Origin of the sequence: Kitasatospora sp. GAS204B, from assembly GCF_029892155.1 — a bacterium.
Lineage (GTDB): Bacteria > Actinomycetota > Actinomycetes > Streptomycetales > Streptomycetaceae > Kitasatospora.
This window is the reverse complement of record NZ_JARZAG010000074.1, coordinates 1-1,752: the sequence shown is the minus strand read 5'-3', so window position 1 is coordinate 1,752 and position 1,752 is coordinate 1. Positions and strand designations below refer to the sequence as shown.

The 1,752-nt window shown below is 66.6% G+C and carries 1 protein-coding gene; it reads right to left on the bottom strand.

Going from position 1 to position 1,752, the window contains the following annotated elements; all coding sequences use genetic code 11:
• Window positions 1–1,752 (bottom strand): type I polyketide synthase (locus P3T41_RS36820; protein WP_280695020.1); only part of this gene is annotated, 1,752 nt, incomplete at both ends.

Here is a 1,752-nt window from a genome sequence, read left to right as displayed (position 1 = left end):
TTGAAGGTCAGTTCCCCGATGATCCGGGTGAAGGCGTCGAGCATGCCGTCCATGTGATGGGAGTGGAAGGCGTGCGAGACGGGCAACCGGTTGGTCTTGCGACCCAAAGCCTGCCAGTGGGCCCGCAGCTCAGCGACCGGTTCCTCGTCGCCGGACACCACGACCGCCGTGGGGCCGTTGACCGCCGCCAGACACACCCCAGGTGGCAAGGTGAGCTCGTGTTCGGCGGCCTGGATGGCCAGCATCGCCCCACCCGGCGGCAGCGATTCCATGAGCCTGGCCCGGGCCGACACCAGTGTGCAGGCATCCGCCAACGACAGCACGCCCGCAACGTGCGCGGCGGCCACCTCACCGATCGAATGGCCCATCAGATAATCGGGCGTGACCCCCCACGACTCGGCCAGACGAAACAGCGCCACCTCCAACGCGAACAGAGCCGGCTGCGCGAACAGGGTCCGATTCAGCTCCTCAGGACCGGCACTGCCGAACACCACATCCCGCAACGGGATGTCGAAGTGTGTGCAGACCTTGTCGAAAGCGGCGGCGAAGACCGGTGAGGCCTCATGGAGTTCACGCCCCATCCCCAGGCGCTGACTGCCCTGCCCCGTGAACAAGAACACACTCTTACCCCGTGCAGCATCAGGGACCCGCACGATGGTGGCCGCCTCCCGGCCGCCCGCCAACGCACCAAGTCCGTCAAGAAGCTCCTCACGATCACGCCCAACAACCGCCGCCCGGCACTCAAGCAAAGCCCGCCCCGTGGCCAACGACAAACCGACATCAAGCAACCCGAGCTCCGAACGCTCCGAGACGAACTGCCACAACCGCTCCGCCCGAGCACGCAGAGCCACCTCCGACTTCCCCGACAACACCCACGGAACAGCCAAACCGGAATCCCGGCGGGACTCAGCAGGATCAGCAGCAGGTGCTGCCTCCATGGCGGGATCGTTGTGGGACTCGGCGGAGGCCAGGGCGGGAAGCGTCTGCTCGACGGTGTCGGACGTGGCCACCAGGACGACCGTGGGATCCCGGCGGGGTTCGGTGGGGGTTGGAGCGGGTGGTGCCTCTTCGATGATGACGTGGGCGTTGGTCCCGCTGATCCCGAACGAGGAGACGCCAGCGCGCCGGGGACGCTCGGCGGGCGGCCACCGCCGCGCCTGGGTGAGCAGGGCCAACGCACTGTTGTCCCAGTCGATGTGAGGAGTGGGATCCTCAGCATGAAGGGTACGCGGAAGCGTGTCGTGCCGCATCGCCTGGACCATCTTGATGACACCACCCACCCCCGCCGCGGCCTGGGCATGACCGATGTTCGACTTCAACGACCCCAACCACAACGGCCGCTCGGGCAAACGATCCTGACCATAGGTCGCCAGCAGAGCACGGGCCTCGATCGGATCACCCAAAGTCGTACCAGTGCCATGCGCCTCCACCACATCGACATCCGCCGCGGACAACCGGGAGTTCGCCAACGCCTGCCGAATCACCCGCTCCTGCGCCGGACCATTGGGCGCAGTCAACCCGTTGCTCGCACCGTCCTGATTGACCGCCGAACCACGGATCACCGCATGCACCCGATGACCATGACGACGAGCATCAGACAACCGCTCCAAAAGCAACAGACCCACACCCTCCGACCACCCCGTGCCATCGGTGTCCGCCGAAAACGACTTGCAGCGCCCATCCGGCGCCAACCCCCGCTGCCTGCTGAACTCCACGAACGGCCCCGGATCCGTCATCACCGTGACCCCGCCC